This is a genomic window from Synechococcus sp. R6-10, from assembly GCF_047461815.1.
Taxonomy (GTDB): Bacteria; Cyanobacteriota; Cyanobacteriia; order Thermostichales; family Thermostichaceae; genus Thermostichus.
On the sequence record NZ_JANSHW010000004.1, the window covers coordinates 1 to 5,716 of the forward strand.

Annotated in this window: 6 protein-coding genes; 4 read left to right on the top strand and 2 right to left on the bottom strand. The window is 61.9% G+C overall.

Going from position 1 to position 5,716, the window contains the following annotated elements; genetic code table 11:
- Both NW837_RS00155 and NW837_RS00160 read right to left on the bottom strand, forming a co-directional pair.
- The coding region (locus tag NW837_RS00155) for an anti-sigma factor family protein (RefSeq protein ID WP_414328693.1) at window positions 1-392 on the bottom strand (392 nt) is incomplete at its 3' end.
- A 2-nt stretch (window positions 393-394) separates the two neighbouring features.
- Window positions 395-1,057 (bottom strand): sigma-70 family RNA polymerase sigma factor, encoded by a 663-nt coding sequence (locus tag NW837_RS00160; protein WP_414328694.1) that lies wholly within the window; start codon window positions 1,055-1,057, stop codon window positions 395-397.
- Window positions 1,058-1,333: 276 nt separating this feature from the next.
- Between NW837_RS00160 and NW837_RS00165 the strand changes: the two genes are divergently transcribed.
- The 4 genes from NW837_RS00165 to NW837_RS00180 all read left to right on the top strand — a co-directional run.
- Window positions 1,334-2,041 carry a Crp/Fnr family transcriptional regulator gene (locus NW837_RS00165; RefSeq protein ID WP_414328695.1) on the top strand — a complete coding sequence of 236 codons (708 nt, stop codon included), beginning with the start codon at window positions 1,334-1,336 and terminating at the stop codon, window positions 2,039-2,041.
- A gap of 19 nt (window positions 2,042-2,060) precedes the next feature.
- A complete protein-coding gene (locus NW837_RS00170) occupies window positions 2,061-2,555 on the top strand; it encodes a DUF427 domain-containing protein (protein ID WP_011433071.1) in 495 nt (164 codons plus the stop codon).
- Window positions 2,556-2,683: 128 nt separating this feature from the next.
- Window positions 2,684-4,783, top strand: coding sequence for an SH3 domain-containing protein (locus NW837_RS00175; RefSeq protein WP_414328696.1), 2,100 nt, complete (start codon window positions 2,684-2,686; stop codon window positions 4,781-4,783).
- A 115-nt stretch (window positions 4,784-4,898) separates the two neighbouring features.
- Window positions 4,899-5,716, top strand: an 818-nt coding sequence (locus NW837_RS00180) for a CbiQ family ECF transporter T component (protein WP_414328697.1), incomplete at its 3' end; no start/stop codon positions are given.

Here is a 5,716-nt window from a genome sequence, read left to right on the forward strand (position 1 = left end):
TGAGACCAACGCCATCCCACCCAGCCCGCCCCTGCCAAGGCCACTACAGCCGCTGCCACCCGTCCCCAAGGGGTGCCCTTACGTTGCCGCCAGCCCAGGTCGAGCATTGGCCGCCGATCCAGCTCAGCGAACACACGGCTGATCAACAGCTCCGTCTGGATGGGATCCAAGGTGGGGGCCTTGAGGTTGGCCAAACCGGCCTGCAGAGCTGCCAGTTGGCTGTACAGTTGCCGCGCCTGAGGATCGCTGGCCAGCCAATCTTCCACCTGCCGCGCCTCCTGGGACGACAATTCCCCATCCAAGTAGGCGCTCAACTGTTCAAAGCGCTCATCCACCACCGGCAGCTCTTGCTGGGGATCCCTGGGGTCGGGGTTGGGGTTGCCGCGAACCATGGTCATTCACCATTAAGGTAGGGTTTTAGGGTGGATTGTAGGCGGGCGCGGGCGCGCGCAATGCGAGACTTAACAGTGCCCAAAGACACCCCTGTGATCTCGGCAATTTCCTCATAAGCCATCCCCTGAATTTCCCGCAGCAGGATTGTCTGGCGAAAGGCCTGCGGCAGGTCGCGGACGGCTTGGTGCAATCGCTCGTAGAACTCGCAGGTGGCGAGGTGCTCATGGGGACTGGGGCTCTCGCTGGGCAGCTCCCATTCCATCTCGCTATCCCGCATCTGAATCGGCGCATCCAGAGAAAGGGGCTGCTGCTGTCGTTTGCGCTTGCGCAGCTCGTCGTAAAACAGGTTGGTGGCGATCCGCCCCAGCCAACTGCGAAATTTCGCCGGCTCCTGTAGGCGTTTCAGGTGGCGGTAGGCCCGGATCCAAACTTCCTGGGCCAAATCATGCCGGTCGTGCCAGTCGGGAGCAAGATGGTAGAGCACTTTGTCCACATGGGCCTGATGGCGACGCATCAACTCGGCAAAAGCCTCCCGATGGGGCTGGGATCCCTGCTGACAGAGCAGCACCAGATCCGCATCAGCGAGCTTTTCGGGCCGCACAGGCACGTTCTTCACCAAGACGGACCAGCGCTGGCCACTGATGTCGCTGAGGGCAGCATCCATAGGCATCCATAGGTTGTAACAACAGCAACAGCGGAGGGATCCCCTCCCAGACAGAACCTCTGTTGCCCAGACGAAATGGCAGAGTTTGGGTTCCCCCCACCCTCAACCGCAGGGTAGCTCTAGAGGCTCTGAGGGCCATACCGGCAAGACTCCACAGCAAGACCACCTCCTCACTAGATCTTGGCGCACATGGCGGGGTGGTGGATTGCAGGATAGCTCTTGAGTTGGTAACTGGGCTACAGTGGGCTTGCGGTATGGTGAAACGTCCGACCCGCCATGGCTTCCGATGCTCCTGTTGCCATTCTCTCCGAGCTCAAGGCGGTGCCAATGTTGGCCGAACTTTCGGCGACGTCCTTGCAATGGTTGGGATCCCAGGTCAAGCTGCGGGATATCCCGGCGAGACAGGCCCTCTTCATGCAAGATGCCTGGGGCAGCGTAGTTTATCTGATCCTCGCCGGCTGGGCTAAGGTGCGGCGGGCTTTGCGGGCGCAAGACAGCACCAAAACCCTTGCCTTGCTGGGGCCGGGCGCTTGGGTGGGGGAAATGGCGGTACTGGACGAAGCTCCCCGCTCGCGAGATGTGCTGGCCCTAACCCCGCTGCGGGTGGCCGGGATCCCGGCGGCAACCTTCAAAGCGCTGATGTTGCGGGAGCCGCAACTGTGTTACCAGCTGGCCTGCAGCCTCTCCCGTCGCCTGCGCCTGGCCAACTTGCAGGCGGATCTTGACCAGCAGAGCCCCCCGCTGCAAGTGGTGCATACGCTGGTGCAACTGGCGGAAGCTTTTGGCGAGAAGACCCCCCAGGGGATGCGCATTGTCTACCCTCCCCCCCAGGATTTGGCCGATATCAGCCAAGTTAGCCGGGAGACAGCCCTGGCGGTACTGAGCCGTCTGCAGCAGCAGGGGGTTATTCAGCCGCTGCCGGAGCAACAGTCTTTGCTGCTGATCCGGTACGCCAAACTGCTGGAGGCCACCCGTCTGCTTTAGATATTGAAGATATTGACCCATGTCTCCCCAACCGATTTCTCCCCATCCAGGACAAGAATCTGTCTGGGACTATCCGCGCCCACCTCGTCTGGAGCCCACCACAGAACTGGTGGAAGTTCTCTTCAATGGCGAGCTCATTGCCCAAAGCCGCCGTTGCTACCGCGTCCTGGAAACCAGCCACCCGCCCACCTACTACATTCCCCCCACCGACGTTCGACTGCAGTATCTCCGCCCCAGCTCTCGCACCTCTTTCTGTGAGTTCAAAGGGGCTGCCTGCTACTGGACAGTTCAGGTCGGATCCCAAACAGCCGTAGATGCCGCCTGGAGCTATCCGGATCCCAGCCCGGCGTTTTTGCCCATCCGCGACTACCTTGCCTTTTATCCAGGCCGTGTGCAGGAGTGCCGGGTAGGTGGAGAACGAGTCCGGCCTCAACCCGGAGATTTCTACGGCGGTTGGATCACCTCAAAGGTCGTAGGCCCTTTCAAAGGAGAGCCGGGTAGCTGGAACTGGTAGGGGCGGAGCAGCGATTCCCGAGGGGGGATCCCTTTTACCCACGAAAAGGACTACAGTTAAGTCGATGCGGGTAAGTTGTCCAAGGACTCCGTCCCGCTGGCACGAATCGGAGAGCGCGGACAAAAACCATGACGGTGCGGGTGCCCCTCGACTACTATCGGGTTTTGATGCTGTCGGCACGAGCAGATGAGCATCAGATTGAACAGGCATACCGGGAGCGAATCGATCTCAAGCCGGGCGAGCGCTCCTGGCTGTCGGGGTTCTCGCCACAGGCCGTGGAAGCTCGCGCCCAGATGATCCAAGAGGCGGCTTCTGTGCTGCTGAACCCCGAGGCACGACGAAACTACGACGAACACCTCATGCCAACGGATCCCACCTTGACGGTGGAGGAGGCGCACCTACCGGGAGTGCTGTGCTTGTATTGCGAAGCCGGAGAGTACCAGGCTGCGTTGGACTTGGCTCAACACCTGTTGGAGCAGGGCCACCCTGCTCGTTCCGATGCCATTTTGGCGCGGGCCATCGCTCGTCTGGAACTGGGTCGAGAAGCCTGGCAACAGGGATCCTACGAAGAGGCGGCGCGTTCTTTACAGGCGGGCTTGGCGGAGCTGGAGGAGTGCCAGGCCTTTCCGCAGATGCAAGCGGAGATCCGCATCGATTTGGGCAAGCTGCGCCCCTATCGCATTTTGCAACTCCTCAGCCACGAGGCCCATGCTCCCGCCCCAGCCGGAAGAGAGACTCTTGTGCTCCGCACCGCTGATGCGAATGGGGAGCGGCAGCAGGGACTGGCTCTCCTCAAAGCCATGCTGGACGAACGGGGCGGCATCGAGGGGATGGGGCAAGATGGCTCTGGCCTCAGCACCGAAGATTTCCTGCGCTTTATCCAACGGGTACGTCGCCACCTCACCCTCAAAGAACAGCAGGAGTTGTTCGAGCGGGAGGCTGAGCGTCCCTCGATGGTGGCCGCCTACTTGGCCGTGCAGGTGTTGCTGGCGGCAGGTTATCTGGAAAACCGCCCGGCTCTGGTGCGGCGTGCTCGCGGCTACCTGGCTCGTCTGGCGCAGCGGCAGGATGTGCATCTGGAGCAGGCCATCTGTAGTCTGTTGCTGGGGCAGACCGAAGACGCGCTCGCCCATCTGCGCTCCACCCAAGAAGTAGAGGCCTTGCAGTTTATCGAAGAACACTCCGCCGGTTCTCCCGACCATCTGCCGGGTCTGTGCCGCTTCACAGAAAAATGGTTTCAGGAGGAGGTGTTCCCGGAGTTCCGCAGTCTGGAAGCCGCCCAAGTGACGTTGCAAGCCTACTTCGACAACCCCCAAGTACAAGCTTACCTGGACGAAATGCCCAGCCGCGAAGACCCGCCGGCAGGGATGCTCTCTCCCAGTGCTCCGCACCGCTGTCGCGAACAAGCCCCCCATCCCCCACCTCATTTGCCTGCCGTGGTGGGTCCTGAGCCAACCCAGGAATTGTATCGCCCACCCGCCCCTTGGCAACAGGGGGTGCCAGAACCCCCGCGCCTCTCGGATTTGCCCTCTTACCGCAGCACCCCCAAGGCGGGCGTCTCTGCTCTTGCGGATGAGAGTTCTAGTGCTCCGCACCGCTGTCGCGAACGCGCCCAAGACCGTTCCCCTCAGGGGGACGGAGTCCAGGGCCTAAGGTCCGCTGGCGCGATCGGTTTGCAGGATGTGGAGCGTTACCGCCGCAGCCGCTTGGGGGGCCGTAAGCGTCCTACCTTTCCCGCTGGCGTTCGTTTGGGCTCCGCACCGCTGGCGCGAATGGCCGGGGTGGTCGGTGTGGGCATCCTCTCCCTATTGGTCATCTGGCAAATGTTGCGGGGCCTCTTCACGCCGCCGCCGGCACCACCGCTGGAGCAACCCCAGGTGCAAATTGAGCAGCCGCCGGTTGACATATCGCTACGCGACGCCTCCGCGAACGACAATCCCGGCCAGACGGAACTCACTCCCCCGCCTGAGCTAACCGGCCCTCTGGCGGAGTGGCAAGGAGTACAACAGGTGCGGGTGGTCTCCAACGATGGCCTCAACATTCGCCAGCAACCCAGCCTGACGGGAGCCATTGTCGGGACAGCCCCACGCCAAGCCCTGCTGCGGGTGGTGGAGGTGCAGGCTGGGGAGGGACAGGTGCCCGTCTGGCTGCGCATTGAGCGAGATGGCGCGCCCGGGGGATGGGTCGCCGCCCAGTCGGGCTCCACCCGTCTGGTGGAACGGCTCTAGCTCTCCCTTGCTGCCAGCTGTTATTGCTCCGCAACGCTGCTGCGACCGCGCTACGGGGACGGAGTTCTCGGTCCCGCCCTTTTAAGGGGTATAGTCTGCTTCCTTCTCAACTGTTGTGGATATTCTGCGCAATGCCCCGCTGGGGATTTATCTGGAAGAGCCTCGCACCTGGCTACATTGCCTGGATCCGCGGGTTAAGCTGGCCTGGCTGCTCAGCTTTCTCCTCAGCCCCATTTTGGCCGGCAATGGTTGGCGCTTGGCCGTGGTGGTGGCTCTTCTGCTGCTAACTGTGGCGGCCCGTCTGCCGCGCCGGGTTTGGTCGGGCCAACTCTCCCTGGTGCTGGCCCTGAGCCTGCTCACCTTTGGGATCACCAGCTTGGCGCCGGATGGATTGGGGGTTTTTCCCCAACCGCAACGGCAGGATATGCAGGTGGTGGGCTATGGGCTGACCGGGATCCCCGCTGTTCCCGTTAGCGGTGCAGGGCACTTCGACTTGGCCGTAGAACAGGGATCCCCAAACCGTGCCTGGCGGGCGCAAACCCGTGCCTGGCAAACTCCTTATCGCTACCGCCTGGTTCAGTTTTCCCTATTGGGACGAACCTTTCAGGTCTCCCGCCGTTCTCTATCGGTGGCGCTGCGGCTGGGCACCCTCATTTTTACGTTGCTCTACGCTACCCATTTGTTTCTGTTGACCACGGCCCCCGAAGAAATTGCCGAGGGGATCGGCCAATGGTTGCAGCCTCTCAAGCGTTGGAGATGGCCGATTGCCGAAGTAATTCTCACCCTCACCTTGGCGCTGCGCTTTCTGCCTTTGGTGATGGAAGAGGTGCAAAACTTGGCGCGGGCGGTGCGAACTCGGGATGTGCGCTGGGGATCCCTGAGTTTCCGGGGCGGGATGCAAACCCTGCTGGCCTTGCCGGCTCAGTTTTTCGA

Bases quoted from the DNA above. Each gene is read 5' to 3' on its own strand.
- NW837_RS00160 (WP_414328694.1), bottom strand. From the start codon at position 1,057: ATGGATGCTGCCCTCAGCGACATCAGTGGCCAGCGCTGGTCCGTCTTG.
- NW837_RS00175 (WP_414328696.1), top strand. From the start codon at position 2,684: ATGACGGTGCGGGTGCCCCTCGACTACTATCGGGTTTTGATGCTGTCG.
- NW837_RS00170 (WP_011433071.1), top strand. From the start codon at position 2,061: ATGTCTCCCCAACCGATTTCTCCCCATCCAGGACAAGAATCTGTCTGG.
- NW837_RS00165 (WP_414328695.1), top strand. From the start codon at position 1,334: ATGGCTTCCGATGCTCCTGTTGCCATTCTCTCCGAGCTCAAGGCGGTG.